The organism is Nocardia amikacinitolerans NBRC 108937, from assembly GCF_001612615.1.
Taxonomy (GTDB): domain Bacteria; phylum Actinomycetota; class Actinomycetes; order Mycobacteriales; family Mycobacteriaceae; genus Nocardia; species Nocardia amikacinitolerans.
Map to the genome: position 1 here is coordinate 22,175 of NZ_BDAU01000034.1, position 25,882 is coordinate 48,056.

Consider the following 25,882-nt stretch of genomic DNA (forward strand, 5'->3'; position numbering starts at 1 on the left):
CCGTGCGACGTGATACGACGCTGGTCACCCGCGCTCAGCATGGTCGCGGCATTACCATGAGGGGTGCTGCGGCTTCCGCCGTGCCCGGCGGAGGTTGTGGGGGCCGAAACATTTGACACACCGACCAGAGGACTGACGAGACCCGTGCCTGCGCTGACACTGACGAGGTTGCTACGGATTGGTGAGGGTCGCACCGTCAAGCGGCTCGCTCATCTCGCCGACGAGGTCCTCGCGCTCGACGCGGAGTACGAGCAGCTCAGCGACGCCGAGCTGCGCGCGAAGACCGACGAGTTCAAGGAGCGTTACGCCGACGGCGAGAGCCTCGACGACCTGCTGCTCGAGGCGTTCGCGGTGGCGCGTGAGGCGTCCTGGCGGGTGCTCAACCAGAAGCACTACAAGGTCCAGGTGATGGGTGGCGCCGCGCTGCACCTCGGCAACATCGCCGAGATGAAGACCGGTGAGGGCAAGACCCTGACCTGTGTGCTTCCCGCGTACCTGAACGCGCTGTCCGGCGAAGGCGTGCACGTCGTCACGGTCAACGACTACCTGGCCAAGCGCGACGCGGAGTGGATGGGCCGCGTACACCGCTTCCTCGGTCTCGAGGTCGGCGTCATCCTCGGCGGTATGAGCCCGGCCCAGCGCCGCGCCGCCTACCACGCCGACATCACCTACGGCACCAACAACGAGTTCGGCTTCGACTACCTGCGCGACAACATGACGCACTCGCTGGACGACCTGGTCCAGCGCGGCCACAACTTCGCCGTGGTCGACGAGGTCGACTCCATCCTCATCGACGAGGCCCGCACGCCGCTGATCATCTCGGGTCCGGCCGACGCCTCCTCGAAGTGGTACGCCGAGTTCGCGCGCATCGCGCCGCTGCTGAAGAAGGACCTGCACTACGAGGTCGACATCAAGAAGCGCACCATCGGCGTGCACGAGGCGGGCGTGGAGTTCGTCGAGGACCAGCTCGGCATCGACAACCTGTACGAGGCCGCCAACTCGCCGCTGGTCAGCTACCTGAACAACGCCATCAAGGCCAAGGAGCTCTACCAGCGCGACAAGGACTACATCGTCCGCGACGGCGAGGTCATCATCGTCGACGAGTTCACCGGACGCATCCTGGTCGGCCGCCGCTACAACGAGGGCATGCACCAGGCGATCGAGGCCAAGGAAGGCGTCGAGATCCAGCCGGAGAACCAGACGCTGGCCACCATCACGCTGCAGAACTACTTCCGCCTCTACGACAAGCTCTCCGGCATGACCGGTACCGCCGAGACCGAGGCGGCCGAGCTGCACCAGATCTACGGCCTCGGCGTCGTGCCGATCCCGACGAACAAGCCCATGGTGCGCGCCGACCAGTCGGACCTGATCTACAAGACCGAAGAGGCCAAGTTCGCCGCCGTGGTCGACGACGTCACCGAGCGGCACGAGAAGGGCCAGCCGGTGCTGATCGGCACCACGAGCGTCGAGCGCTCGGAGTACCTGTCCAAGCAGTTCACCAGGCGCGGCATCCCGCACAACGTGCTGAACGCGAAGTTCCACGAGAAGGAAGCCGAGATCATCGCCGAGGCCGGTCGGCCTGGCGCGGTCACGGTCGCCACCAACATGGCGGGCCGCGGTACCGACATCGTGCTCGGCGGCAACCCGGACATCATCGCCGACATCCTGCTGCGCAAGCAGGGCCTCGACCCGGTCGAGACGCAGGAGGAGTACGAGGCCGCCTGGCATCCGACCCTCGAACAGGTCAAGCAGCAGACCGAGGAGGACGCCGAGGCGGTCCGCGACGCCGGTGGTCTGTACGTGCTCGGCACCGAGCGCCACGAGTCCCGGCGCATCGACAACCAGCTGCGCGGTCGCTCCGGCCGTCAGGGCGATCCCGGCGAGTCCCGCTTCTACCTGTCGCTGGGCGACGAGCTGATGCGGCGCTTCAACGGCGCGGCGCTCGAGGCGATCATGACCCGGCTCAACCTGCCCGACGACGTGCCGATCGAGGCCAAGATGGTCTCCAAGGCCATCAAGAGCGCGCAGACCCAGGTCGAGCAGCAGAACTTCGAGATCCGCAAGAACGTCCTCAAGTACGACGAGGTGATGAACCAGCAGCGCACCGTCATCTACGGCGAGCGCAACCGGATCCTGCGCGGTGAGGACATGGAGGGCCAGGTCCAGAACATGATCACCGACGTGATCACCGCGTACGTCGACGGCGCCACCGCCGAGGGCTACGTCGAGGACTGGGATCTGGACAAGCTGTGGACCGCGTTGAAGACCCTCTACCCGGTCGGCGTCGACTACAAGGAGCTGACCGGTGAGACCGGCATCGGCGAGGCGGGCGACCTGACCCGCGACGAACTGCTCGACGCCCTGCTCGACGACGCGCACGACGCCTACGAGAAGCGCGAGCAGGAGATCGACGGCCTGGCAGGCGAGGGCTCGATGCGGAATCTCGAACGGCAGGTGCTGCTTTCGGTGCTCGACCGCAAGTGGCGCGAGCACCTCTACGAGATGGACTACCTCAAGGAGGGCATCGGCCTGCGCGCCATGGCGCAGCGCGATCCGCTGGTCGAATACCAGCGCGAAGGCTTCGACATGTTCGCCGCGATGCTCGAGGGCCTGAAGGAGGAGTCGGTCGGCTTCCTGTTCAACCTCCAGGTCGAGGTGCAGCAGCCGCAGCCCGCGGGCGTCGCCGTCGACCCTGGCCTGCGTTCCCCGGTCGGCGCCATGTCCGGCGCTCCGGCCCCGCTGCCCACCCAGCAGGCCGCCCCCACCGCCAACGGCGCCCCGGCCGCCTTGCGCGCCAAGGGCATCGACGAGCGCACCACCCGCGGCTTCAGCTACTCGGGCCCCGGCGAACGCGGCGGCGCCGAAGTCCACAGCGACGCCGAGGAATACGGCTCCGAACCCGGCGCCCACGCCACCCGCCGGGAGCGTCGCGAAGCGGCGCGCGCCGAGAGCAAGGGCAAGCGCGGACCGAAGTCGCGCCGCAGGCACTGACAGCTCGAACAACGAAGGCGCCCAGGGTTTCCTGGGTGCCTTCGTTGTTTCTGCGTCACCCGAGGGCGACGCGGGCGCCGCCGGAGAAGGCGGAGTCGTGGAATTCGATGGCGGTGGGGGTGGTGCCCTTGGGGACGTCGAAGGCGAGGACGACGGAAATTCGGTTGCCGGGGTTGATTTCGGTGACCAGGTTCTTGTTGAGGTTCACCTCGGCGGCGGTGTCGTTGCTGTAGAGGCGGCCTTGGGCGTCGACGAGTTTCTGGTTGTCGCCGAAGTAGGTCTGCGGTCGGTCGCCGGTGTTGCTGACGTCGACGTACACCAGGATGAATTCGCCCTGGGCGTCCTTCTTGAGGAATTCGTTGTCGCCGACGGAGGCGACCGGGCGTTCGACGCGGGTGACGACGAAACCGAATTTGCCGTCGCGCACCTCGGAACCCGCGGGGGCCGTGGAGGTCCGCTTCTCCGTGCTCTCGGCGACTTCGTCGGCCGCGCTGCTCAACAGCGCGACGCATCCGCCGAACAGCAGCAGCACGAACGCGAAGAACCCGCCGAGCACCCACGGCCACACCGCCCGCTTCTTCTTCGGCGGCGGCGGGTAGTGCGGACTCTGGCCTGCCCACGGTTGTTGGGGCGTCTGTGGATTGGTCATGCCGGTATTCCTTTCTCGACTGCGGGGCGAGCGCGGTGCTGGGGCTGCCGCACGCGACAGCACGGAAATGCGCGGCGGTTCGATGGCGTGCCGTCGGGAGCGACGGTTCGCGCCGGGCGGTTCGAGGTTTAGCCGAAGTCCCCCGGTGGAAGTCTGGAGGTTAGCCGAAAGTGCTGGACCGAGGGCTTTTTCGGGCAGGTGTTAGGGGGACCGTTCGGTGACTGTCCTGATCATGGTCTGGACACGCCGTTGGCGGCGGGACGCCGTTTCGGTACAGCTCGGGAAACCGGGTGGCTGCCACGGAATCGCTCGAGGGCACTCGGATGCGAGTTCACGGGAGATGGCCGATCGGAGGAGTAGCGTCCGGGCCATGGATCGCGATGCTGTTCGCGCGTGGGTGGCGGCCTACGAACGGGCTTGGCGCACACCGGGCACCGACGTACTCGCCGAACTGTTCGCCGCCGACGCCGACTACGTGGTGTCACCCTGGGCGAGCCCGATCGTCGGTATGCCCGCGCTAGCCGAGTTCTGGGAACGGGGCAGGGACGGAGCCGACGAGCCCTTCACCATGACCTCCGACCTCGTCGCGGTCGATGGCGACACCGCGGTGGTCAGGGTGGCGGTCGAATACGAGCGCGACGACCCCTCCCGCTGGCGCGACCTGTGGATCATCCGCTTCGACGATTCCGGCCGCTGTATCCACTTCGAGGAGTGGCCGTTCGCGCCGGGACAACCCGACGGTCACTGACCACACCCGCGCCAACGGGCCACTTCAGTGCCGAACGAGTTTCACAGCGAACGCGCGATTCACGCGCTGTACTGGAGTATTTCGCCTGCGAGGGCGGCGGCGGTGTCGTGCGCCTGCGGCAGGCGGTCGGCCCACGTGTCGGCGGCGTCGCCCAAGTAGACGGCGCGGGCGTGGGCGAGCGCCGGGCGGTGTTCGTCGGGGAGGCGGTCGATGGCCCAGCTCGCGGCCTCGGATTTGGCACGAATCTCGCCGGTTTCCAACGTCATCCAGACCCGGGCCAGCCGGAGCAGGACGTTGCGCGTGTCGCTGTCGAGTTCGGTCAGCAGATCGGGGATGCCGTCGAGCAGCGCGCCGCGCAGATGCTCCGCCGGGACGGGGTCGAGGAGCTCGGCGGGAGGCGGCCCGAGCAGTGGGGAGTCGGCCTGGAGGGTCATCGTGATCAAGACGGCGAGGTCGGCGTCCGGCGCGGCGACGGGCAGCGCGCCGCGCTCGTACTCGTCGCGCAGCCATTCGCCGTACTGGAAATCGAGGGTTGGCGGATACTGCCACGGCCGCACGTCGGTGTGCGCGACGGTGCTGAGTTCGACGGGCCGCGGCGCCCCGGATACGCGCGGATCGCCCGAAACGGCGAGCAATCCGTCGACCAACGCCCGCCGCTGCTCGGTCTCCAAATGCCCATCGGTGACCACGAGAACATCGATATCGCTGTGCGGCCGCAACCCGCCGAGCGCCGCCGAACCGTGGCGATAGGCGCCGAGCAACTGGGGCCCGAGCACGGCGCGGAGCAGATCGGCGACGGCGGCTTCCTGAGTCACCCGCTCCACTGTAGGCGCACCCGCGGCACGCGGCTGGCCGACGACGCGCGCCGCTGCCGCTCTGCACGTGACTATTCGTAGATGTCGCGGCGGTGGCCGGCGGTGACAACGAGGATGATCAGTTTGCCGTCGTCGACCTCGTAGACCAGCCGATAGTTGCCGACGCGCAGTCGAAAGCCGGGCCGACCGGTGAGGGCTTTGACGTCCACTCCGTCGCGGCGGTAGGGATCGTCGCCGAGCAATGTCAGGGCGACCAAGAGCCGCATGGCATCGTGCTGCGGAATCGTCCGGAGCGCGCGACGCGCGGCCGGAGTCCAGCAGAACTCGTATTTCACGCCGCGCCTTCGTGTCCGGCTGCGAGTATGTCGTCCATCATCTGGCCGAGCGTGATGTTCTCCGGCTCACCACCCTCGGCGAGCGCTGCATCGGCCATGCGGCCGAGTTGCTCGTCTTCCCATTCCTCGAGCTTGGCGAGCATGAACAGCGGGATAACTGCTGCGGCCGGTTCTCCGGCGCGGGTGATCACGGTGACGTGGCCCTCGTGGGCCGCGGCGCTGACGACGGCGGGCAATTGGGCGCGGGCTTCGCGGATGCTGAGCTGGTCGTCCATACTTGGAGTGTACACCCGGGCGTGTACGCGAAGGGGTGATCGCGGCGCTACCAGGGCTCGTTGGAATTCAAGGCGACGAGCAATCGGCGGATGGCCGCGACCCGGCGCTCTTTTTCCGGCAGCGCGTCCAGCGCGCATTCCGGATCGGCGGGCGGGCCGAGGTGGGTGCAGCCGCGCGGGCAGTCCTCGATCGCCTCGGCCAGGTCGCTGAAGGCCAGGATGACGTCGTCCGGCGTGATGTGCGCGAGGCCGAAGGAGCGCACGCCCGGGGTGTCGATGACCCAGCCGCCGCCCGGCAACGACAGCGCGATGGACTGGGTGGAGGTGTGCTTGCCCTTGCCGACGCCGGAGACCTCGCCGACCGCCCGATCCGCGTCCGGCACAAGGCGATTCACCAGGGTTGACTTGCCGACGCCGGAGTGGCCGATGAACGCGGTGAGATGGTCGGTCAGCAGGTCGAGGGTCGGTTCGAGCGGATCGTCGATGCCGCCGTAGACGATGGTGAGATCGAGATCGTCGAAGGCCGAGGCGAATTCGGAGTCGGCGGCCAGATCGTGCTTGGTCAGGCACAGAACCGGTTGCAGCCCACCGACATACGCGGCGACCATGCACCGCTCGACGAACCCGGTGCGCGGCGGCGGATCGGCCAGCGCCACCACGATGAACAGTTTCTCGGCGTTGCCGACCACGATCCGCTCGAAGGGATCGGTGTCGTCGGCGGTGCGGCGCAACACCGTTCGGCGATCGCCGACGCGCACGATGCGGGCCAGGGTGTCGGGCTTGCCGGACAGATCGCCGACGACGTCCACCTGGTCGCCGACCACGATCGGCGTGCGGCCCAGTTCCCGCGCCCGCATCGCCACGATCCGCCGTTCGGGGTCGCCGCCGAGCACGCAGCCCCAGCGGCCGCGGTCGACGGAGACCACCATCGCGGCCTCGGCGTCGTTGTGCTGCGGACGAGTCTTGGTGCGCGGGCGCGAACTTCGGCCAGGACGAACCCGCACATCGGATTCGTCGTAGCCCGCGGCGGAGCGACGTGGCCGGCTCAGTGTGCGGCTCCGTCGTTCAACATGTGCTCCCACAGGGACACGAAGTTCGGCAGCGTCTTGGCGGTGGTGCCGATGTCCTCGATCTCCACGCCGGGCACCCGCAGACCGAGGATCGCGCCCGCGGTGGCCATCCGGTGGTCGGCGTAGGAGTGCCATGCGCCGCCGTGCAGCGGCGTCGGCACGATCTCCAGCCCGTCCTCGGTCTCGCTGACCTTGCCGCCGAGGCGGTTGATCTCGGTGGACAGCGCGGCGAGTCGGTCGGTCTCGTGCCCGCGCAGGTGCGCGATGCCGCGCAGCAGGGACGGGGAATCGGCCAGCGCGGCCAGTGCGGCGACGGTCGGCGTCAGCTCGCCTACGTCGTGCAGGTCGATGTCGATGCCCGCCAGTCGTTCCGGGCCGCGCACGGTGAGTATGCCGTCGAAGACGCGCGCCTCCGCGCCCATGCGCACCAGGATCTCGCGGATCACGTCGCCGGGCTGGGTGGTCAGGCGCGGCCAGTGCGGGATCTTCACCTCGCCGCCGGTGACCGCCGCGGCGGCCAGGAACGGCGTTGCGTTGGACAGATCGGGCTCGACGTCCCAGTCCACGGCGCGGATCGGGCCGGGCTCGACGACCCAGGTCTGCGCCTTGCGGCTGTCCTCGGGCGCCTGCACGCGAACGTCGGCGCGGCGCAGCATCTCCACGGTCATCTCGATGTGCGGCATGGACGGCAGGGCCTTGCCGTCGTGGTGCACGGTCAGTCCCTGGTCGAAGCGCGCGGCCGAGAGCAGCAGCCCGGAGACGAACTGCGAGGAACCGGAGGCGTCGATGGTGACAGGGCCGCCGCGCAGCGCGCCCCTGCCGTGCACGGTGAACGGCAACGCGTCGCCGTCGATGTCGGCGCCGAGCCCGCGCAACGCGTCCAGGATGGTGCGCAGCGGACGCACCCTGGCCTGCGCGTCGCCGTCGAAGGCCACGTCGCCGGTCGCCAGCGCCGCCACCGGCGGCAGGAACCGCATCACGGTGCCCGCCAGTCCGCAGTCGACCGTGCCGCCGCCGAGCTTCGCCGGGGTGACGTGCAGCGTGTCCGCGTCACCGGAGATGCTCGTGCCGAGCGCCCGCAGGGCCGCGATCATCAGATCGGTGTCGCGGCTGCGCAGCGCCCCCGTGATCGTGGACGGCCCGTCGGCGAGCGCGGCGAGGATCAAGGCGCGATTGGTGATGGATTTGGATCCGGGCAGGGTGACGGTCGCGTGTACCGGGACATCGACGTGGGGCGCAGGCCAGAAAGTCACCAGTCCATCTTGGCCCATCGCGTCGCCGAACACACCGGCGGTCGCGAACTGCGGCCGAATTGGGTCGTACGGAACCGGCCCGCGTGGTACGCGCGAACCGCAAGGCTCGCGCGCACCGAGCACTTCCTACTTGTGCCGCCCGTGCAGGAACGGAACCAGCTTGCGCAGCAGCTTCATCGTGGAATCGGTGCGGGTGTAGCTGAGCAGCGCCATGCCGGGAACCGTGAAGCGCTGCACCGCGATCGAATGCGGCCGCACGAACTCGCGCAGGCCCGGCTCGCCGTGGATGCGGCCGATGCCGGAGTCGCCCACACCGCCGAACGGCAGGCCGGGGATGGCGGCGAAGGCCAGCACCGAGTTCACCGAGGTGGCGCCGACGCGCAACCGCCGCGCGATGTCCAGGCCGTTCTTCTTCGAGTACACCGCCGAGGACAGGCCGTACTTGGACTTGTTGGCCAGTTCCACGGCCTCGTCGACGCCGTCGACGGTGCGGATGGTGACGGTCGGGCCGAAGGTCTCCTCGGCCACCGCCTCGGAGTCCTCGTCCACGTCGACGAGCACGACGGGCTCGATGAACGGACCCTTGATCGACTCGGGCCCGCCGAGCACCGCGGTGCCGCCCTTCTTCAGCGCGTCCTCGATGTGCCTGCGCACGATGTCGATCTGGCTCGGCATGGTCATCGGGCCGTAGGCGGCCTTGTCGTCGGAGCCGGGCTTGATGTCGGACAGGATCCGCTTGACCTCGGCGACGAACTCCTCGCGCACCGAGCGGTCGACGTACACCCGCTCGACGCCCGCGCAGGTCTGACCGCTGTTGGCGGTGGCGCCCCACGCCACCGCGTCGGCCGCGGCCTTGACGTCGGCGTCGCCAGCAACGATCACCGCGTCCTTGCCGCCGCACTCCAGCAGGACCGGGGTGAGGTTCTCGGCGGCCGCGGCCATGATGCGCTTGCCGGTGGCGGTGGAGCCGGTGAAGGCGATCTTGTCGACGGCGGACTTCACCAGCGCCGCGCCGGTCGCGCCGTAGCCGTTGATGGTCTCGAAGACGCCCTCGGGCAGTTCGGGGTTGGCCTTCTTGAACGCGTCGGCGAGGAAATTGCCGATGCCCGTGGAGAATTCGCTCGGCTTGAACACCACGGTGTTGCCCGCGGCGAGTGCGTAGGCGATGGAGCCGTTCGGCGTGTAGACCGGGTAGTTCCACGGGCCGATGACGCCGATGACGCCCAGCGGCCGGTGCTCGAGGCGGGCCGCGAAGTTCGACATCAGCGCGCCCGGCGACACCTTCTTCGGCGAGAGCAGCTTCTTGGCGTTCTTGGCCGCCCATGCGATGTGCTCGAGCGCGAGCATGAGCTCGAGGAACGCGTCGTCGAGCGGCTTGCCGTTCTCCTTGTGGATGAGCTGGGTGAACTCCTCGGAGTCCGCGACCAGGCGGCTCGACCAGCGCAGCAGGTGCTTGCGGCGCTCGTCGAAGCTCATGGCGCCCCAGGTGGCGGCGGCGGTGCGGGCCTTGGCGACGGCCGCGCGCACCGCGTCCTCGTCGGCGATGGGGTAGGTGGCGATGACCTCGCCCGTGGCCGGATCGACAGACTTCAGCAGCGTGTCTGGCGCGGCGGGGGTGGTCTCGGTGGTTGTCACGTGGTGCTCTCCTCTTGCCTCTACGGTGGCCGGTCGGTGCGCGTGCCGGAGCGGATGGGTGTGATGGCCGTCCCATCCGTTGAGAGAATGCTAGGTCAAAACTCTCACCAGGTCACCACTCAGTATCGATTGTCCACGAGCTTGTCGGTGCGAGGTGGGAGTATCGGAGATATGTGCGGACGATACGCGACGACGACGAACCCGGGAAGGCTCGCGGTCGAGCTCGACGCCATCGACGAGACCGGCAGCGAAAACGATTCGCGCGCGGGCGGTTTCGAGAACTATAACGTGGCGCCGACGAATCGGGTGCTGACCGTGGTCGAGCGGCACGACCACGACAACCCCGACGACGATCCGAAGCTGCGCATCCGCCGGATGCGCTGGGGACTGATCCCGGTCTGGACGAAGGCGGCCGAGCCGGGCGTCCCGGCCAAGGGCAAACCGCTGTTCAACGCGCGCGCGGACAAGGCGGCGACCACACCCTCGTTCCGCGACGCCGTGAAATACCGGCGCTGCCTGGTGCCGATGGACGGCTGGTACGAGTGGCTGACCGAACCCGATGCGGTCGGCGGCGGCAAGGGCAAGGCCGTCAAGCACCCGTATTTCATGGCCAACGCCGACGGCTCCCTGCTGTACATGGCGGGCCTGTGGTCGGTGTGGCGGGACCGTTCGGTGCGCGACAGCGAGCCGCTGCTGTCCTGCACCATCCTGACCACCGACGCGGTCGGCGACCTGACCCGCATCCACGACCGGATGCCGCTGCCGATGCCGCGCGAGCACTGGGACGCCTGGCTCGATCCGGATCACCCGGCCCCAGCGGAGCTGCTGGCGACCCCGAGCGAGGAAACGGTGGCGGGCATCGTCGCGCGGCCGGTGTCACCGCTGGTGAACAGCGTCAAGAACAACGGGCCCGCACTGCTCGCCGAGGTGTCCGGCGCGGACACGGAAAAGGCCGGGCAGATCAGCCTGTTGTGATCGCCCGGCCGCCGAATCCGTCGCTCACATATCGCACTTCACCGCGTCGGTGGCGACGTTGAGCGTGCACTTGACGACCCCGCCGAGGAACTCGATGGCCTCGCCCGCGTTGCCGGTGAGCATGTCGATGACCTTGGTGGCGACGTCGCCGCCGTTCTGCTCCGCCTTCTCCGCGTGCTCCGCCGGTTCGTCCTTCTTCTCGTCCTCGTCGGTCTGCTCCTCGCCGCCGAAGTCGAAGGGATGGTCGACCTTGGTCACGGCCGGACCGCCAGGAGCGGCCGTCGCCTCCGGCGTCTCGAGCGCGGCGGCGCCCACTGTCAGCAGGGCGGCTCCGGCGAGAGCGACGGTGGCGGTGCGCAGACGGTGGTGCTGGGACATTTCGCATCACATCCTCGGGGTCGGACGAATCGGACCTTGTTCGGGTAACGCAGAAATCAGCGAGGCGCGAACCGGGTCGCGCAGAGACCAGTAACGCACAGATCCGCGGTGATCCCGGCGGTTTCGCGCCGGTGTCGTCGGACTCGTCGCGGAAACGGGCGCGCCGCCGCGAACTCGCCGTCATCGGTGCCGTTGTCATCGGACCAATCGCCGCGAACGAACGCGCTGCCGCGAACTCACCGAGCCGTCGTTGTCGTCGTGCCGTGGTTGGCTGCTGATGGTCCGACAGGGGACTCGCGAGCGGATCGCGCGCGGCCCTCAGGCCGTGATCGACGCGGTCACCGCCCCGGCGACGCGCACCAGATCGACCGGAGCCAGCTCGATCTCCAACCCGCGCTTGCCCGCGCTGCACAGCATCCGATCCCAGCCGAGCGCCGAGTCGTCGATCACGGTCGGCAACCGCTTGCGCTGCCCGAGCGGGGAGATGCCGCCGAGCACGTAGCCGGTGGTGCGTTCGGCCTTGGTCTTGTCGGCCATGGTCGCCTTCGGCGCGCCGAGCGCCGCGGCGGCGGCCTTGAGCGACAGGGTGTTCGGCACCGGAAGCACCGCGACGGCGAGCGCGCCCGTGGACAGCTCGACGACCAGCGTCTTGAAGATCTGCGCCGCGCGCACTCCGAGTTCGGCGGCCAGCGCGTCGACGGCCTCGGCGCCGTAGGAGTCGGCGCGCGGATCGTGCGCGTAGGAGTGCACGCGGTGCGCGATACCGGCCTTGGTCAGGGTGCGGATCGCGGGAGTCGAGGCGCCTGCCATGGGCGACACGATATCGGCGCGACAGGGCCGCGCCGCAACCCGATTTCCGCACCGGCCTCGTCGCAGGGGACCGCCGCGCCGCACGGTCCGGCCGCCCTGCCGCACCACATCGCCCACCCTGTGGGAACACAGCGTGCGGCGGGCATGTTGCATGCGATACAGGCGCCGCGGCGCCGATCGAACAGCCCGATGGACGACGTGAAGGAGATGTCGGTGTCCGTACTGCTCGACGAACGTCCGGTGTGGACCGTCGCGTCGCCGACGGAAGCCGGTTTCCCCTCGGAGCTGGACTTGCCGGTAGATTTGGCAGGTACAGCTATCGAAGGGACAGGTGTGACGAGCGACGAAGGCGTGGTGCGCGACGACGGCGAGGTCGGCACCGCGGTCGGTGAAGCCGAGCTGGCGCAGCGATTCGAGCGGGACGCACTCCCGCTGCTCGACCAGCTCTACGGCGCGGCGCTGCGTATGACCAGGAACCCGGCCGATGCCGAGGACCTCGTGCAGGAGACCTACGTCAAGGCGTTCCAGGGGTTCAAGTCCTTCAAGGAGGGCACCAACCTGCGGGCCTGGCTGTACCGGATCCTGACGAACACCTACATCAACTCCTACCGCAAGAAGCAGCGCCAGCCCGCGCAGTACCCGACCGACGAGATCACCGACTGGCAGCTCGCCGCGACGGCGGAGCACACCTCGACCGGTCTGCGCTCGGCCGAGGTCGAGGCGCTCGACGCGCTGCCGGACGACGACATCAAAGCCGCGCTGCAGGAGTTGCCCGAGGAGTTCCGCATGGCGGTGTACTACGCGGACGTCGAAGGGTTCCCGTACAAGGAGATCGCCGACATCATGGGCACTCCCATCGGTACGGTGATGTCCCGGCTGCACCGCGGCCGCAAGCAACTGAAGGGTTTGCTCGCCGACGTGGCGCGCGAACGGGGGTTCAACCGCAGCGAGCGCCAGGAGGTCAAGCAGTGAGTGTGGAGCGGGACCCCGACATGGAGCTCGACTGCACGGCGGTACTAGCCGACGTCTGGCTCATGCTGGACGGCGAATGCGACGACGCGACCCGCGCGCGTCTGCAGCATCACATGGATCACTGCTCGCCGTGTATCGAGGCGTACGGCATCGAGGAGAAGATCAAGAGTCTGCTCAGCCGCAAGTGCGGCGGCGACAAGGCGCCGGATTCGTTGCGCGACCGGCTGACCTTCGAGATCCACAAGTCGATGCGGGTGTACAAGGTCGAGGGCGAATAGATTGCGCGGGCGGCGTTCTCACCGAACGCCGCCCGGAAACGACTGAGCGGCACGCTCTTCCATTCGGAGGAGCGTGCCGCTCAGTGTTTGGTCAGCGAACCGGCTCAGGCGTTGGGCCGCTTGCCGTGATTCGCGGCGTTGCCCTTGCGGCTGCGCTTCTTACGTCCACGCTTACCCATCGGTAGTCTCCTGGCTCTTCCCCGTCACCACGGGGAACACTTCTGATCGAACACATCTGATTGAAGGCCATTGTTCCACATGTGGTTGGCTGTACCTTCAGCGGATACAGGCGCGGTGCGGCGTCGCCGCCGGGCGACCGGCGGAGCCGCCCGAACAACCGAGTGAATGGGGTGTCATGGCTGAGGAAGTGCGCGCGGAGATGGTGTCCACGGTGCTGACCGTCGAGGTGGCGGTCGGCGACCACGTCGACGTCGACCAGACGCTGATCCTGCTGGAGTCCATGAAGATGGAGATCCCGGTCATCACCGAGACCGGTGGCGAGGTGACCTCCATCGCGGTGGCGCCCGGCCAGGTGCTACAGCAGGGCGATCTCATCGCGGTCATTTCCTAGGGCGAAGCGGTAGACCAACGTGGCGACACTGAGCGAGCTTCTTGCCGAACACACCGACCTGCCCGGCGTCGCCGTCGACCATCTGCAACGGGTGGTCGGCGATTGGCAGTTGCTCGCCGATCTGTCCTTCGCCGACCTGCTGCTGTGGGTGGGCGCGGGACCGGTGGTCGAGGGCGCGGACATCGTGTGTGTCGCCCAGTGCCGCCCGACGACGGCCGCCACCGTGCACGTCGAGGACCTGGTCGGCACCACCGCCCTACAGGCCGACCATCCCCAAGTCTTCGACGCGCTGATGACCGGCAAGATCGTGCGCGCCGACAGCGACGTGGAGGCGCAGGGCGTCTATCACCCACACCCGGTGCACGCCATCCGCGAGGCCATCCCGGTGCGCTGCGGCGACGACGTGATCGCGGTGCTCTCCCGCGACACCGATATGCAGCGCTCCCGGGTCCGCAGCACCCTGGAGATCGCCTACGTGGCGTGCGCGGACGACCTGTGCCAGATGATCGCCGACGGCAGTTTCCCCACTCCCGAGGACCGAGCCGCCACGCACTCGAGCCCGCGCGCGGGCGACGGCTTCATCCGCCTCGACACCGACGGCATCGTGGTCTACGCCAGCCCGAACGCGCTGTCGGCCTATCACCGGATGGGCTTGCAGAGCGATCTGGCCGGACAGGACCTGGCCGTCACGACCCGCTCGCTGATCACCGACCCGTTCGACGCCCAGGAGGTCGTCGGCGATATCCAGGCCGCGCTGGCCGGGCGCACCGGACGGCGCATGGAGGTCGAGGCGCGCGGCGCCACCGTGCTGCTGCGGACCCTCGTGCTGCGCCCGCACGGCGAACTCGCGGGCGCCGCTGTGCTGGTCCGCGACGTCACCGAGGTGAAGCGGCGCGACCGCGCGCTGCTGTCCAAGGACGCGACGATCCGCGAGATCCACCACCGGGTGAAGAACAACCTGCAAACCGTCGCCGCGCTGCTGCGTTTGCAGGCCCGCCGCACCGAGAACGAGGAGGCGCAGGTCGCGCTCACCGAGTCGGTGCGCAGGGTGACCTCGATCGCCTCGGTGCACGAGATGCTGTCGATGTCGGTGGACGAAGAGGTCGATCTCGACGAGGTCGTCGACCGGCTGCTGCCGATCATGGCCGACGTCGCGACCGTGCACACCACCAGGATCAAGGTCCGCCGCGCGGGCTCGCTCGGCGTCTTCTCCGCCGAACGCGCCACCCCGCTGGTCATGGTGCTGACCGAGCTGGTGCAGAACGCCATCGAGCACGCCTTCGACTCCGGCCAGACCGGCACCGTGACGATTCGCTCGGAACGTTCCGCCCGCTGGCTCGACGTGATCATCAGCGACGACGGCCGCGGCCTCCCACCCGGCTTCAGCCTGGAAGCCTCCGATCGCCTGGGCCTCCAGATCGTGCGCACGCTGGTCACCGCCGAACTGGGCGGCTCCATCGGCCTGCACCCGGGCGCGGATGTGGGCACGGACGCGGTGTTGCGAGTGCCGCTGGGACGCCGTTCGGGGCGCTGACTCCCGACGCTCGATCCGCGCCCCTCGATTGGCCCGCGGAGACACCGCTCCACGCGCGACCCACGAACCGCTCCCCGCGATGTGCGCGTAGTCGCCCCGGTGAGACGTGGGTCGAGCCGGTTTACGCCGACCGTGGCCCCGTCGAACGCGGCGGTTCCCCGGCGGCGGGCGCTCGGCGTCATGTGACGTATATCGCGCTTGTGCAGGGAAGGAGGCCTCCGCTGGCGCGCTGAAGCCACCGTCCGCAGGCTGGTCCACGCGACCGAGAGCGCGCTTCGGCAGATCTGGTTCACGACGCAGCAACCCGGCGGCAGTGCACCATGAAGCACTGGCAGCAGCACAACAGCACCGCCGCCTGGCCAACGCAACCACCACAATCAACCTGCCCAACAACAGGTTTCGAGCGAAGCGAGACCTAGCATCAGCGTTCGCGGCCGTCTCGCGCCCCAGCGGTCGAAGCGCACGCGACGCAGTCGCAAGTCTCGACCGCTGGGGCGCGAGACATAAGGGGCCGCGAACCGCCGCGACGAAGTCGCGGCAAAAATAACCAAGCCCGGCACCTTTGTCAGGTGCCGGGCTGAATGCTCTACCGGGCCGGGCTGAGAGGGTCCGGTAAAGGCGGTCGTCTTGTCAGACGACGGTGCGGGTGCGGGTGCGCGCGTTGCGACGCTTCAGCGCCCTGCGCTCGTCCTCACTCATACCACCCCACACGCCGGCGTCTTGTCCGGACTTCAGGGCCCAGGACAGGCAGTCGGCAGTAACGGGGCAGCGAGCGCAGACCAGCTTGGCATCGGCAATCTGCGCGAGCGCAGGACCACTGTTACCCACCGGGAAGAACAGTTCGGGGTCCTCGTCGCGACAGATGGCCTTGTGGCGCCAGTCCATTCCTCTGCTCCTTTGCTGGGCGCCGCAAAGGGCGCCTGTCGTTTGTGGATCGTTCACTTGTGCGACTCGAATGTTTCCGCACGGTTGCTTGTGAATGCTTTCACGAACACCGTAGATGTCAATAGGTATCCGGTGCACCGTGGGGAAGCTCACGCAATCGAGGTACCCCCGTGGGGGACCTGCCCGGTCCTTTGTACTCGCTCGAGGCGGTTTTCGCAGCGCAACCGCGAGTTTTTCGCGGCGTTTCGTCAGCGACGTGGTTGCGGCGCCACCACTTCCAGCACATCGGGGACCGCCGTGAAATCCACCACGTTGCGCTTTCCGATGAAGTCGCCATCGATTTGCAGGCCGATGGGTTCCTTCGTCTCGATATGCACCGACGGAACGTCGTCGTCACGAAACAGATTGCGGGACTTGGGATTTCCATTCGGAGCGAGGAGCTGCCTGGCGAGCAGCAGTGTCGGTAGCACCGCCATGGACCGCACCGCAAACACCCCGAGGCCCGTTTCGAAGCTCGTGCCGGGGTTGGTGTGCACCGGCGTGGCGTTCAGGTAGGTCCACGGACTGGCGTTCGTGACGAACGCGTAGTGCACCTCGTCGACCGCTTCCATGCCCGGAATTTCGATCCGAATCCGCGGTTCCCGACGCTTCGCGCGGAAGAATTGTCGCACAGTTGTTCGAACATAGCGACCGGGTGTGGCGGCGTGGCCCTTCGCGCGACTCGCGTCTATGGCCTCGCACACATCGGCGTCCAATCCGACGCCCGCGCTGAAGGTGAACCAGCGGTCGTCGGCGAGGCCGAGGCCGATCGTGCGGTCGTGTTCGAGGGTCAGCAGGTCGATGAGCTGGTTGGTCGCGGTCACCGGATCGGGGGAGATGCCGAGCGCCCTGGCGAACACGTTGGCCGAGCCGCCGGGGATCACGCCGAGCCGGGGAATCCAGGCCTGTCCGTCGTTCAGTTCGGGCAGCGGGAGGAAACCGTTGATGGTCTCGTTGACGGTCCCATCTCCGCCGTGCACGACGATCAGGTCCATCTCGTTGGTGGAGGCCCACTGGGCCAGTTCGGCCGCGTGGCCGCGATGCTGGGTGTGCGCAACGGTCAGCTGGGTGCGGCTCTCCAGGGCGTGGGCCAGTAGGTCTCGGGTCGCCGGTGTGGTCGAGGTGGCATTCGGGTTCACGATCAGCAACGTCCGCACGTTCGCAGCTTAGTGCGGGCGCGAAGGGCCCAAGGCCGTGCGGCCGTGACCGGGCGCACCCTACGCCGCGTCGTAGGCTTGGCGCGTGGCGGAAAGCGGCAAGGCAGAGGTTTCGGCGGACGCGGTTCCCGCGACGGTGCGCGGCGCGGGCGGGCTCGTCGCGCTCGAGGGCGCGGTCGCGGTGACGGTCGCGATCGTGCTCGTGGTGCGCGGGCTGCTCGGTCACGACCAATCGCAGGCCAGCGGCTACGGCACCGCGGCGTGGTTCGGCATCCTCGGCGGCGCCGTGCTGGCCGCGGGCGTCGGACTGCTGCTCGGCCAGCGCTGGGGCCGCGCCATCGCGGTCATCGCCCAGGTGTTGCTGCTGCCCGTGGTGTGGTCGCTGCTCACCGACTCGCACCAGCCGGTCTACGGCGGGCTGCTCGGCGTGGTCGTGGTCGCCGCGCTGATCCTGCTCTTCGTACCGTCCTCGACCCGCTGGATGGCGAGGGAGTACGGGGCCGAGTAGGCGTACCTCCGCCTTCGCTCCGGCCATGCGCGGGCTCTCGCGGACTACGCCCGGCTGTGCTAGCCAGGGCCTCATCACGCGGATGCGATCGCCGCGCGCAGGGCCTGTCGGCACAGGGCGTCGGCTCGGCGGGTCGTCTCGGGCTGACGGTAATGCGGCGTGAGGGCGAGTACCTGCGCGCACGCCGTGTCGAGGTCGATCAGGTGACCCACCGAGACGAACACCGGCTTGACGCCCGCCCTGGTGCGCAGCGCCCTGCCGACCACTTCGCCGTCGATGACCAGATCCGACGCGTCACCACGTGCGGGCCCCGGTTCGCTGTATTCGCCCCACGCGTTCTTGGCGACTCCGATCGTCGGCACTCCGGCCAGCACGCCGACGTGACAGGCCAGTCCGAAGCGGCGTGGATGGGCCAGGCCCTGGCCGTCGCAGATCAGCAGATCCGGTGCGGCGCCGAGCCGTTCGAGCACGCCGAGGGTGGTGGGCAGCTCGCGGAAGGCGAGCAGGCCTGGCACGTACGGGAAGCTCACCGTGCCGTGCGCGACCGCGGAGTCGACCGTCGCGAGCGTCGACGCGTCGAGCACCACGACGGCGGCGGCGACCACACCGCTCGCGTCGTCGTAGGCCGAGTCGAGCCCGGCCACCGTCCGGAACCGCGGGGGACGGGGATTCGCCGCGACGACGCGCGGCCGCAGCTCGTCCTGAATCGCCGTCGCCGCCGCGGCGTCGGCGGGCCAGCGATCGGGCGTCTCGATCAGCAATCGATCCTCCGCGCGGTTGAGGACGCTTCGGCGGCCAGCTTCACCAGCTCGCCGCCCGACAGCCGGTACCCGACCCACTCGTCCTGCTCGACGGCGCCGATCGAGCGGTAGAAGTCGATGGACGGTGTGTTCCAGGTGAGCACGGACCAGGAGACGCGGCTGTAGCCCTTGTCCAGCGCCTCCTTGGCCAGTGCCGCGATGAGCGCCTTGCCGTAGCCCTTGCCGCGCGTCTCCGGCTTGACGTACAGGTCCTCCAGGTAGATGCCGTGCACCCCGTCCCATGTGGAGAAGTTCAGGAACCAGATCGCGCAGCCGACAACGCCGGTCTCGTCCTCGGCGACGTGCGCGAACAGCGCGGGCGACGGACCGAACAGCGCGGCGCGCAGCTGCTCGAGCGTCAGCGTGCACTCGTGGCGCGCCTTCTCGTACTCCGCGAGGTCGTAGACGAGATCGACGAGCGCGGGGACGTCGGCGGGGGTGGCGCGGCGGATCGCGGCGGTCACTTGGCTCCCTCGTTGGTCGAAACGATGTTGTGCGCGTGGATGGTTCGCGCGTCGTGCTCGTAGCCGAGCAGGCTCACCGCTGCGGTGGACATGGCGAAGCGGCGGCCCTCGACGACCTCGAACTCGGCCCACCGGGCGATCAGCACCCGGGAGAAGTGCCCGTGCCCGACCAGCACCACGTCCCGCTCCGGCAGGACGGGCTCGACGGCGGCGAGCAGCCGATCGGCCCGCGCGCGCACCTGGGCGGCCGTCTCGCCGCCGGGCGCCGTGCCGGTCCAGATGGTCCATCCCGGCGTGGTCTCGCGGATCTCGGGGGTGGTCAGGCCCTCGTAGTCGCCGTAGTCCCATTCGGCGAGGTCGTCGTCGACGGTGGTCGCGGTGCAGCCCGCCAGCTCCGCCGTGCGCACCGCGCGCTGCCGCGGGCTGGTGAGGACGAGCGGATCGCGCAGCTTCAGCTCGGCGAGCAACCGCCCGGCGGCCTCCGCCTGCCGCTCGCCGCGCTCGGTGAGCGGCAGATCGGTGCGACTGGTGTGTCGCCGCTCGCGCGACCAGGACGTCTCGCCGTGCCGGAGCAGAACCAGCCGGGCGTCTTCGTGTGCGGACATGCCCTCCATCATGGTCAGAAACGCGCCGCGCCGCCCGGGCCGGGGTTGTGACGCAAGGCACCGACAGACTCGGGCGCCGAGACCGGCGGACGTCAGCCGAGCGCGTGCAGGTGTCCATCGCGGAGTTCGAGCACGATGTTTCCGAGTACGGCGAGGGAGATCGGGCCGCCCGTGTAACCGGGGCGCGGGAACGGGATGCGGCCGACTTCGGCGCCGGAGGTGGGATCGAGGACGGCGAGGCCGTCGGCGACCGGCAGCAGCAGGCGTCCGGCCATCATCGCGGGCGAGCCGAGCGAATTGGGCGCGGCCCAGAGCGGATCGAATGTGCTCGCGTTCAAGGCGATCACGCTGTTGCCGGTGAACACCAGGAACGCCGAGCCGATCCGGGTGGTCGTCGCGTTGTCGCTAAGCGGAGCGGAAAGTTGATGCACCGCAACGGAATTGCCGGTGCCGTCGTACACGCCGAGGCGCGGTGGCGTGGATTCGCCTGCGCCGGAGACGGTTCCGCCGGGGAAGTAGAGCACGATCCGGCTGTCCGACACCGCGATCACCCGGGCGCCCGGCGCATCGGCGCCAGGACCGGAGAGCACGTGCGAGCCGTACTCCTCGGGCACCGTGTTGTCCTTCGGCGCCGGATTGAGCACCGTCAAACGGGCCGCCGGGTCGTCGGGGCAGCGTTCCAGCACGGCCAGCCGGGACGAGCTGGAACCGGCCGAGAGCAGCGTGCAGCCTTTGCGCGGTTGGGTTTTCACGTTCACCGGCGCGTCGACGTAGCCGTACTCCAGCGTGCGCACCAGATCCGAGCGCCACATCTCCAGTCGCCGCTCGCCGTACGCGAGCACGTAGGTGCCGTCGACCGAGAGCCGCACGCTCGGATCCATGTAGCTGCTGCGCGCGGTGCGGCGTTCCCCGGTGTCACCGGCCAGCAGGGTGGCCTGGCTGCACCCGCGCTGGTCCCGGTACACCGCGATCACCATGCCGAACTGCGCTTCCACACCGCACAGCGGCATATCCCGCCGGTAGCGCCACAATTCGGCGCCGGTGGCGGGATCACGGCCGGTAACGGTGCCGCCCGAACCGGTGATCGCCACGCCGCCGGAGGCCAGCGCCCGCGCGCTGGCGTCGTCCGGCGCGTGCCACAACTCCCGCAGGTTCGCGGGGATCTTGTCGGCCGTCGGCGGGGTGGTCGCGGGCGTCGCCGCGGTCACCGATTCGGTGCCCGTAGCGTCGCCGCGCGCCCACACCACCAGCCCCGCGATCGCCACGAGCACGGCGATCGCGACTGCGGAGATGATGTCGGCGCGCGTCCGCCGCTCGGGTGCGAGCACGATTGCGAGACTAGCGGATCCGCCGAACTAAGCCGAAGCAGCCGTTCCCGCGGTCGCGGCCACGGCCTCGCTCGCCTCGGCCTCGTCGGCCTTGCGACGGCGGCGGCGCACCGGCTTCTCGGCGGCCTCCGCGTCGGCGGAAGCGTCGCCGTTCCCGTCGACCGGCGCGTCGGCCGTCTTACGGGTGCGGCGGCGCTTGACCGGTTCGGCCGTTGCCGCGCCGTTCTCGGCGGTGCCGTTGTCCGTCGACTCGGCCGTGGCGGCCTTGCGGGTCCGTCGGCGAACGGGCTTCTTGGGCGCCTCCTCGGCGGTCTCGGTCGCGAGTGCCGCCGCGGTCTCAGCCTGCGCCGGTACCGCGGGGTTGTCCGCGACTGCCGGGGTTTCAGCCTCGGCCGGTGCCGCGGTGTCGTTCGCGACCGCCGCCGGGGTTTCGGCCTTGGCCGGTGCCGCGGTGTCGTTCGCGACGGCCACTGCGGTCTCGGCTTCGACCGGAGTCGCGTTCGCGACTGCCGCTGCGCTTTCGGCCTCGACCGGAGCCGCGGTGGCAGCCGTCGTGGTCTCAGCCCGAGCCGCAGCCGTGGTCTCGGCCGTGACAGGAACCGCGGTCGCGGTCGCCGCGGTCGCGGGCACGCCGTTCTCGGTCGACTCAGCGGTCTCCGCGGCACCGTTCGCGTCCGCGGACTTCCGCCGACGACGCCTGCGCCGCGCCGGAGCCTCGGCGGTCTCCGCCTCGGCACTCTCGCCCGCGTTCTCGGTCGACTCGCCCTCGTCGGCGACGTCCGCCACGCCGTTGTCCGCGCCCTCGGCGCCGCCGGAGCGCCGCCGCCTGCGCCGACGGCGCGACCGGCCCTCGTCCGCGTTCGACTCCGCACCGTTCTGCCCCGCGCCGTTCGGCTCGGTGTCGTTCCCGTCGACCTCGACGGTCGACTCGGCGCCGACCTCGGCCCCGTCGACGGACTTGCCGCCTCGGGTGCGCCTGCGATTGCGCTTGCGCGGACTGCGCGCCTCGCGCTCGACCACCACGTCGTCCTCTTCGCGGGCGGGCCGCGCCTTGCGGACCATGCCGGTGACGCCCTCGGGGATGCCGAGATCGGCGAACAGGTGCGGTGAGCGCGAGTAGGTCTCCACCGGTTCCGGGATGCCGAGGCCGAGCGCCGTGTCGATGGCGGCCCAGCGGTTGAGCTCGTCCCAGTCGATCAGCGTCACCGCGACGCCGGTGCGCCCGGCCCGGCCGGTACGCCCGATCCGGTGCACGTAGGTCTTCTCGTCCTCGGGGCACTGGTAGTTGACGACGTGCGTGACGTCGTCGATATCGATGCCACGGGCGGCCACGTCGGTGGCGACCAGCACGTCGATGGTGCCCTTGCGGAACTTGGTCAGCGCCTTCTCGCGGGCGATCTGACCGAGGTCGCCGTGCACCGCGCCGACCGCGAAACCGCGCTCGGCCAGCTCGTCGGCGACCTTCTGCGCGGTGCGCTTGGTGCGGGTGAAGATCATGGTGGCGCCGCGGCTCTCGGCCTGCAGCACCCGCGCGATCAACTCGCTCTTGTCCAGCGCGTGCGCACGATAGACGAACTGCGCCGTGCGGTCGTGCACCGCCGAGTCGTGCGGCTCCTCGGCCCTGATGTGGGTCGGGCGGGTGAGGAAGGTGCGGGCCAGCGTGATGATCGGGCCCGGCATGGTGGCTGAGAACAGCATGGTCTGGCGCTTCTCGGGCACCATGTTCAGGATGCGCTCGATGTCCGGGAGGAAGCCCAGGTCGAGCATCTCGTCGGCCTCGTCGAGGACGAGCACGCCGATCTTGCCCAGAATGAGATGGTTCTGCTTGGCCAAGTCCAGTAGTCGGCCGGGCGTCCCGACCACCACGTCGACGCCGTCGCGCAGCGCGGCGATCTGGGACTCGTAGGGACGACCGCCGTAGATCGCGGCGACCTGCAGCTTGCCCTTGTGGTTGCGCAGGTGCTTGCTCGCGTTCTCCAGGTCCTGGGTGACCTGGATGCACAGCTCGCGAGTCGGCACGATGACCAGCGCCCGCGGCGTGCCGTCCAGCGGCGTCGTTCCGGAATCGGCGGTGGCGACGCGGTGCAGCAGCGGCACGCCGAAACCGAAGGTCTTGCCCATGCCGGTGCGCGCCTGACCGATGAGATCCTCGCCGGCCAGCGCCAGCGGGAGCGTCAGTTCCTGAATGGCGAATGTTCGTTCGATGCCGATCTCGGCGAGCGCTCGGACGATTTCCTCGCGCACCCCCAATTCGGCGAATGTCGGGGCGGTATGCGTCGCGTCCAGTTCGGCCGTCAACAGCGTGTCCGCCACACCGGGTTCCTGCTCGACAGTGATCTTGCTCAGGTTCGTGCCTTCCTCGTTATCGCGTCACGCGCGCCCGAGGCGTGGGGCGGACCGGCCGGTCCACGACGACCACGTATCCGCCGATAACGCTCGCCGCAGCCGGATGTCGTTCGGGTGCCGTCCGATGACGGCAACTACCTGGGAACATCGGCGCAGCGCAGTCGGATGCGGATCTGGTGCGCGCACATTTTCCTGGACGACGGAAGCCCTGGCGCCACACCTGTGGCCGACGCATGGGTAACGAAAGTTTCCGTTGTCCGCAGTGATTGTAGCGTGATATTGTGCCCGGCTCGAATTGCCGCCGTCGTTATTCCATGGCAATACTCCGGTTTCCGTCCCGATCGTCGCCGACCGACGGTGCGCGACTTGACAATTCATCGCCGAGCCGGAATCGGGCGGCGCCGGAAAGTGGGCCGTCCGGCGCTATTCGCGTGCGCCGCGCCCGGCGGGTCGCGACGGCGTGGGGGGAGCGGTCTCGGCGCCGCCGTGGAACCTCGCAAACCGGACTTGCCTGTTACCGACGGTACTGGCATGTGAGACATTCTTGTGGTGAGCATCGCAGAGACCGTCACCACCGCCGCCCGCAACGCCTGGGCGCTGACCTTCGGCTCGGGTGTCGAGGCGCCGGACCCCGCGCCGTCGACGGTGCTGTGCGACGAGCCGCACCGACAGCTGCGCCGCTACGAGGGCGGCGCGAGCGACGGCGCGTCCGCGGTGCTCCTCGTCCCGCCGCTCGCGGCCCCGGCCAGCTGCTTCGACCTGCGCCCCGGTCAGAGCGTGGCGCGCTTCCTGCGCGACAGCGGCCGGGCCACCTACGTCGTCGACTACGGCGACATCACCTTCGCCGACCGCAAGATGGGCTTCGAGGACTGGCTCGACGACATCCTTCCCGAGGCGATCATGCGCACCTCCGCCGATGTCGGCGGCAAGCCGGTCGACCTGCTCGGCTGGTCGATCGGCGGAACGCTGGCGCTGCTCACCGCCGCCGCGCACGCGCAGCTGCCGATCCGCTCGATCACCGCCGTCGGCTCGCCGCTGGACTACGACAAGATGACCGGCATCCCGCAACTGCGCGCGGTCGCCAAGCTCACCGGTGGCATCGCCACCTCGACCGCGGTCAGGGCCGCGGGCGGCATTCCGGCCGGGCTCACCCGCGCCGCCTACCGGGTCACCGCGTGGGACCGCGAGCTGACAAGGCCGTGGTTCGTGGCGAGCAACATCGCGCGCACCGAGACACTGGCCAAGATGGAGTCCATCGACCGGTTCATGGCGGCGATGCCGGGCTACCCCGGCCGTTTCTACGGCCAGCTGTGGGGCCGCCTGATCCTGAACAACGACATCGGCCGCGGCGTCGTTCGGCTCGGCGAGCGGCGCATCGCGCTGGCCGACGTGACCGCGCCCGTGCTGCTGGTCGGCGGGCCGAGCGACGTGATCACCCCGGCCGCCGCCGTCGAGGCGGGCACCCGCACGCTGACCGGCGCCGCGGAGGTCCGCTACGAGACCGCCCCCGGCAGCCACCTCGGCATCCTCACCGGTGAGACCGCCCGCGACACCACGTGGGCCTACCTCGACAAGTTCCTCGCGGAACTGGGCTGATCGCCGCCGCCGGATCGAGCCGGGTGTGAGCCGGGGGTAGATCCGGCGGCCGCCCTGACAAGCGTCGCGAAACCGACCCGACGAATGTTCGGCTGGACGAACACTCGCGCCCCGACGCCGCTACGCTAGGGCACATGGGAGCACAGTCAACACTTGGCGTTTCGTTCGATCCGGCTACCTCGCCCATCGCCGCGGACCATCCCGGTGTGACCGATCTGTTCGCCGTGCTCGCCTACGGTGAGATCTCCGCGTTCTACCGGCTGGCCGAGGAGGCCAAGCTGTCGCCGACCCTGCGCGGCAAGGTGGCCGTCGCGAAGATGGCGTCCGCCGAGATGGACCACTTCAAGACGCTCGAGGCGGCGCTCGCCGAGCGCGGCGTCGAGGTGTTCGACGCGATGGCGCCGTTCGTTCGGGCCCTCGACGCCTACCACGCGTCCACCGATCCCTCGACCTGGCTCGAGTCGATGGTGAAGTTCTACGTCGGCGACGGCATCGCCGCGGACTTCTACGGCGAGATCGCGGGCGCGCTGTCGCCGGAGGTCGCCACCGTCGTCCACGACGTGCTCGCCGAGACGAGCCACTCCGAGTTCGTTGTCGAAGAGGTGCGGCGCGCGGTGTCGACCAGCCGCTCCGAGCGCGACCGGCTCACGCTGTGGGGCAGGCGGCTGCTCGGCGAGGCGATTACCCAGGCGCAGTACGTCATGGCGCAGCGCGACGAACTCACCGACCTGGTGCTCACGGCCACCGGCGATCTCAACGGCATCGCCGCGCTGTTCGAGCGCATGCAGACCAGCCACGCCGAGCGCATGGCGGTCCTTGGCATCTGATCGGATCCGCCCACGGCCGGACCAGGTCGCCGACCAAA

The 25,882-nt window shown here is 69.3% G+C and carries 26 protein-coding genes and 1 pseudogene; 10 read left to right on the forward strand and 17 right to left on the reverse strand.

The features are described from left to right. The first annotated feature begins 144 nt into the window (after window positions 1–144). Window positions 145–2,991, forward strand: coding sequence for a preprotein translocase subunit SecA (gene secA, locus NAM01S_RS24840; protein ID WP_067789328.1), 2,847 nt, complete (start codon window positions 145–147; stop codon window positions 2,989–2,991). Between the two features lie 55 nt (window positions 2,992–3,046). Here secA and NAM01S_RS24845 read toward each other — a convergent pair whose 3' ends face one another. Then, window positions 3,047–3,640: a DUF4352 domain-containing protein gene (locus NAM01S_RS24845; RefSeq protein WP_067789331.1), complete on the reverse strand. Its 594-nt coding sequence runs from the start codon at window positions 3,638–3,640 to the stop codon at window positions 3,047–3,049. 370 nt (window positions 3,641–4,010) lie between these two features. Here NAM01S_RS24845 and NAM01S_RS24850 point away from each other — a divergent pair, with 370 nt between their 5' ends. Continuing rightward, window positions 4,011–4,388: a YybH family protein gene (locus NAM01S_RS24850; protein WP_067789333.1), complete on the forward strand. Its 378-nt coding sequence runs from the start codon at window positions 4,011–4,013 to the stop codon at window positions 4,386–4,388. A gap of 59 nt (window positions 4,389–4,447) precedes the next feature. Here the strand turns inward: NAM01S_RS24850 and NAM01S_RS24855 are convergent, their stop codons facing one another. The 6 genes from NAM01S_RS24855 to NAM01S_RS24880 form a co-directional block, all read right to left on the reverse strand. Next, on the reverse strand, window positions 4,448–5,203 hold the full coding sequence (locus NAM01S_RS24855) for an aminoglycoside adenylyltransferase family protein (protein WP_067789538.1): 756 nt from the start codon (window positions 5,201–5,203) through the stop codon (window positions 4,448–4,450). A gap of 71 nt (window positions 5,204–5,274) precedes the next feature. Next, window positions 5,275–5,538 carry a type II toxin-antitoxin system RelE family toxin gene (locus NAM01S_RS24860; RefSeq protein ID WP_067789337.1) on the reverse strand — a complete coding sequence of 88 codons (264 nt, stop codon included), beginning with the start codon at window positions 5,536–5,538 and terminating at the stop codon, window positions 5,275–5,277. Next, entirely contained in the window at window positions 5,535–5,813 is a 279-nt protein-coding gene (locus NAM01S_RS24865; RefSeq protein ID WP_067789339.1) for a type II toxin-antitoxin system prevent-host-death family antitoxin, read from the reverse strand. The genes NAM01S_RS24860 and NAM01S_RS24865 overlap by 4 nt, the downstream gene beginning before the upstream one ends. Before the next feature lie 47 nt (window positions 5,814–5,860). Continuing rightward, window positions 5,861–6,862 (reverse strand): ribosome small subunit-dependent GTPase A, encoded by a 1,002-nt coding sequence (gene rsgA / locus NAM01S_RS24870; RefSeq protein WP_245910120.1) that lies wholly within the window; start codon window positions 6,860–6,862, stop codon window positions 5,861–5,863. Continuing rightward, window positions 6,859–8,154 (reverse strand): 3-phosphoshikimate 1-carboxyvinyltransferase, encoded by a 1,296-nt coding sequence (gene aroA, locus NAM01S_RS24875; RefSeq protein WP_067789541.1) that lies wholly within the window; start codon window positions 8,152–8,154, stop codon window positions 6,859–6,861. Before aroA ends, rsgA begins: the two co-directional genes overlap by 4 nt. 108 nt (window positions 8,155–8,262) lie before the next feature. Next, window positions 8,263–9,771 carry an aldehyde dehydrogenase family protein gene (locus tag NAM01S_RS24880; protein WP_067789344.1) on the reverse strand — a complete coding sequence of 503 codons (1,509 nt, stop codon included), beginning with the start codon at window positions 9,769–9,771 and terminating at the stop codon, window positions 8,263–8,265. 171 nt (window positions 9,772–9,942) lie between these two features. Here NAM01S_RS24880 and NAM01S_RS24885 point away from each other — a divergent pair, with 171 nt between their 5' ends. After that, entirely contained in the window at window positions 9,943–10,746 is an 804-nt protein-coding gene (locus NAM01S_RS24885) for an SOS response-associated peptidase (RefSeq protein WP_067789347.1), read from the forward strand. Window positions 10,747–10,770: 24 nt separating this feature from the next. Here NAM01S_RS24885 and NAM01S_RS24890 read toward each other — a convergent pair whose 3' ends face one another. Together NAM01S_RS24890 and ybaK are read right to left on the reverse strand one after the other, a co-directional pair. Further along, the gene (locus NAM01S_RS24890; protein ID WP_067789350.1) at window positions 10,771–11,124 is read right to left on the reverse strand and encodes a hypothetical protein; all 354 of its coding nucleotides are present in this window, start codon (window positions 11,122–11,124) and stop codon (window positions 10,771–10,773) included. 318 nt (window positions 11,125–11,442) lie between these two features. After that, window positions 11,443–11,934: a Cys-tRNA(Pro) deacylase gene (gene ybaK, locus NAM01S_RS24895; protein WP_067789353.1), complete on the reverse strand. Its 492-nt coding sequence runs from the start codon at window positions 11,932–11,934 to the stop codon at window positions 11,443–11,445. Between the two features lie 189 nt (window positions 11,935–12,123). On the opposite strand from ybaK, the gene NAM01S_RS24900 reads away from it, so the two are divergent. Continuing rightward, window positions 12,124–12,906 carry a sigma-70 family RNA polymerase sigma factor gene (locus tag NAM01S_RS24900; protein WP_097244798.1) on the forward strand — a complete coding sequence of 261 codons (783 nt, stop codon included), beginning with the start codon at window positions 12,124–12,126 and terminating at the stop codon, window positions 12,904–12,906. A 20-nt stretch (window positions 12,907–12,926) separates the two neighbouring features. Continuing rightward, window positions 12,927–13,184 (forward strand): mycothiol system anti-sigma-R factor, encoded by a 258-nt coding sequence (gene rsrA / locus NAM01S_RS24905; RefSeq protein WP_067789544.1) that lies wholly within the window; start codon window positions 12,927–12,929, stop codon window positions 13,182–13,184. A 104-nt stretch (window positions 13,185–13,288) separates the two neighbouring features. On the opposite strand, the gene NAM01S_RS37410 is transcribed toward rsrA, so the two are convergent. Further along, the gene (locus NAM01S_RS37410; RefSeq protein ID WP_022597109.1) at window positions 13,289–13,363 is read right to left on the reverse strand and encodes a 50S ribosomal protein bL37; all 75 of its coding nucleotides are present in this window, start codon (window positions 13,361–13,363) and stop codon (window positions 13,289–13,291) included. A 176-nt stretch (window positions 13,364–13,539) separates the two neighbouring features. Here NAM01S_RS37410 and NAM01S_RS24910 point away from each other — a divergent pair, with 176 nt between their 5' ends. Both NAM01S_RS24910 and NAM01S_RS24915 read left to right on the forward strand, forming a co-directional pair. Then, window positions 13,540–13,755, forward strand: coding sequence for a biotin/lipoyl-binding carrier protein (locus NAM01S_RS24910; protein WP_067789356.1), 216 nt, complete (start codon window positions 13,540–13,542; stop codon window positions 13,753–13,755). 19 nt (window positions 13,756–13,774) lie between these two features. Further along, window positions 13,775–15,289 carry a sensor histidine kinase gene (locus NAM01S_RS24915; protein WP_067789360.1) on the forward strand — a complete coding sequence of 505 codons (1,515 nt, stop codon included), beginning with the start codon at window positions 13,775–13,777 and terminating at the stop codon, window positions 15,287–15,289. Window positions 15,290–15,919: 630 nt separating this feature from the next. Here NAM01S_RS24915 and NAM01S_RS24920 read toward each other — a convergent pair. Then, window positions 15,920–16,174, reverse strand: a complete 255-nt coding sequence (locus tag NAM01S_RS24920; protein WP_011211115.1) for a WhiB family transcriptional regulator — start codon at window positions 16,172–16,174, stop codon at window positions 15,920–15,922. A 248-nt stretch (window positions 16,175–16,422) separates the two neighbouring features. Next, on the reverse strand, window positions 16,423–17,370 hold the full coding sequence (locus tag NAM01S_RS24925; RefSeq protein ID WP_067789363.1) for a diacylglycerol/lipid kinase family protein: 948 nt from the start codon (window positions 17,368–17,370) through the stop codon (window positions 16,423–16,425). A gap of 85 nt (window positions 17,371–17,455) precedes the next feature. Between NAM01S_RS24925 and NAM01S_RS24930 the strand changes: the two genes are divergently transcribed. Further along, window positions 17,456–17,878: a hypothetical protein gene (locus tag NAM01S_RS24930; RefSeq protein WP_067789366.1), complete on the forward strand. Its 423-nt coding sequence runs from the start codon at window positions 17,456–17,458 to the stop codon at window positions 17,876–17,878. A 74-nt stretch (window positions 17,879–17,952) separates the two neighbouring features. Here the strand turns inward: NAM01S_RS24930 and NAM01S_RS24935 are convergent, their stop codons facing one another. The 5 genes and pseudogenes from NAM01S_RS24935 to NAM01S_RS24955 all read right to left on the reverse strand — a co-directional run. Beyond that, window positions 17,953–18,639 carry an endonuclease V gene (locus NAM01S_RS24935; protein WP_067789368.1) on the reverse strand — a complete coding sequence of 229 codons (687 nt, stop codon included), beginning with the start codon at window positions 18,637–18,639 and terminating at the stop codon, window positions 17,953–17,955. Then, entirely contained in the window at window positions 18,633–19,142 is a 510-nt protein-coding gene (locus NAM01S_RS24940) for a GNAT family N-acetyltransferase (protein ID WP_084483277.1), read from the reverse strand. Before NAM01S_RS24940 ends, NAM01S_RS24935 begins: the two co-directional genes overlap by 7 nt. Continuing rightward, a complete protein-coding gene (locus NAM01S_RS24945) occupies window positions 19,139–19,747 on the reverse strand; it encodes an acid phosphatase (protein WP_245910033.1) in 609 nt (202 codons plus the stop codon). The genes NAM01S_RS24940 and NAM01S_RS24945 overlap by 4 nt, the downstream gene beginning before the upstream one ends. Window positions 19,748–19,839: 92 nt before the next feature. Further along, window positions 19,840–21,075, reverse strand: coding sequence for an Rv3212 family protein (locus NAM01S_RS24950; protein WP_067789376.1), 1,236 nt, complete (start codon window positions 21,073–21,075; stop codon window positions 19,840–19,842). A gap of 953 nt (window positions 21,076–22,028) precedes the next feature. Then, window positions 22,029–23,441: pseudogene (locus NAM01S_RS24955) on the reverse strand (DEAD/DEAH box helicase); the annotation flags it as partial. Between the two features lie 529 nt (window positions 23,442–23,970). Here NAM01S_RS24955 and NAM01S_RS24960 point away from each other — a divergent pair. Together NAM01S_RS24960 and NAM01S_RS24965 are read left to right on the forward strand one after the other, a co-directional pair. After that, on the forward strand, window positions 23,971–25,017 hold the full coding sequence (locus NAM01S_RS24960) for an alpha/beta fold hydrolase (protein ID WP_084483288.1): 1,047 nt from the start codon (window positions 23,971–23,973) through the stop codon (window positions 25,015–25,017). Between the two features lie 134 nt (window positions 25,018–25,151). Beyond that, window positions 25,152–25,844 carry a ferritin-like fold-containing protein gene (locus tag NAM01S_RS24965; protein ID WP_067789381.1) on the forward strand — a complete coding sequence of 231 codons (693 nt, stop codon included), beginning with the start codon at window positions 25,152–25,154 and terminating at the stop codon, window positions 25,842–25,844. The last annotated feature ends 38 nt before the right edge of the window (window positions 25,845–25,882 follow it).

Excerpts from the sequence above, each read along its gene's own strand:
- NAM01S_RS24845 (WP_067789331.1), bottom strand. The coding sequence starts at position 3,640 with ATGACCAATCCACAGACGCCCCAACAACCGTGGGCAGGCCAGAGTCCG.
- NAM01S_RS24850 (WP_067789333.1), top strand. The coding sequence starts at position 4,011 with ATGGATCGCGATGCTGTTCGCGCGTGGGTGGCGGCCTACGAACGGGCT.
- NAM01S_RS24865 (WP_067789339.1), bottom strand. The coding sequence starts at position 5,813 with ATGGACGACCAGCTCAGCATCCGCGAAGCCCGCGCCCAATTGCCCGCC.
- aroA (WP_067789541.1), bottom strand. The coding sequence starts at position 8,154 with ATGGGCCAAGATGGACTGGTGACTTTCTGGCCTGCGCCCCACGTCGAT.
- NAM01S_RS24885 (WP_067789347.1), top strand. The coding sequence starts at position 9,943 with ATGTGCGGACGATACGCGACGACGACGAACCCGGGAAGGCTCGCGGTC.
- NAM01S_RS24890 (WP_067789350.1), bottom strand. The coding sequence starts at position 11,124 with ATGTCCCAGCACCACCGTCTGCGCACCGCCACCGTCGCTCTCGCCGGA.
- ybaK (WP_067789353.1), bottom strand. The coding sequence starts at position 11,934 with ATGGCAGGCGCCTCGACTCCCGCGATCCGCACCCTGACCAAGGCCGGT.
- NAM01S_RS24900 (WP_097244798.1), top strand. The coding sequence starts at position 12,124 with ATGGACGACGTGAAGGAGATGTCGGTGTCCGTACTGCTCGACGAACGT.
- rsrA (WP_067789544.1), top strand. The coding sequence starts at position 12,927 with ATGGAGCTCGACTGCACGGCGGTACTAGCCGACGTCTGGCTCATGCTG.
- NAM01S_RS24910 (WP_067789356.1), top strand. The coding sequence starts at position 13,540 with ATGGCTGAGGAAGTGCGCGCGGAGATGGTGTCCACGGTGCTGACCGTC.
- NAM01S_RS24920 (WP_011211115.1), bottom strand. The coding sequence starts at position 16,174 with ATGGACTGGCGCCACAAGGCCATCTGTCGCGACGAGGACCCCGAACTG.
- NAM01S_RS24945 (WP_245910033.1), bottom strand. The coding sequence starts at position 19,747 with ATGTCCGCACACGAAGACGCCCGGCTGGTTCTGCTCCGGCACGGCGAG.
- NAM01S_RS24965 (WP_067789381.1), top strand. The coding sequence starts at position 25,152 with ATGGGAGCACAGTCAACACTTGGCGTTTCGTTCGATCCGGCTACCTCG.